Raw genomic sequence first — 294 nt, forward strand, 5'->3', positions numbered from 1 at the left:
CTTGACAGCCTCGAGATTCGGCTGGTTCAGGTCAGCCTTGGCAACGCCGCCGTGGCTCTTGAGGGCACGGACAGTGGCCACCAGCACGCAGGCGCTGGGGGCGATGCCGGCTTAGCGGCACTTGATATCCAGGAACTTCTCGGCACCCAGATCTGCACCGAAGCCCGCCTCCGTGATGACGTAATCGGCCAGTGAGAGGCTGAGCTTGGTGGCCATGACGCTGGAAAACAACCCCGCCATCATCCACGGCGGCCCCTTTGCCAACATTGCCCACGGCTGCAACAGCGTCATGGC

At 63.3% G+C, this 294-nt stretch carries 2 pseudogenes; one reads left to right on the plus strand and one right to left on the minus strand.

The features are described 5' to 3' along the window. Window positions 1-225: pseudogene (locus P0G09_RS19575) on the minus strand (formate--tetrahydrofolate ligase); the annotation flags it as partial. Here P0G09_RS19575 and P0G09_RS19580 point away from each other — a divergent pair. Beyond that, window positions 191-294: pseudogene (locus P0G09_RS19580) on the plus strand (formate--tetrahydrofolate ligase); the annotation flags it as partial. The pseudogenes P0G09_RS19575 and P0G09_RS19580 overlap by 35 nt on opposite strands.

Origin of the sequence: Faecalibacterium sp. DFI.5.82 (assembly GCF_029076575.1) — a bacterium.
GTDB classification, from domain to species: domain Bacteria; phylum Bacillota; class Clostridia; order Oscillospirales; family Ruminococcaceae; genus Faecalibacterium; species Faecalibacterium duncaniae.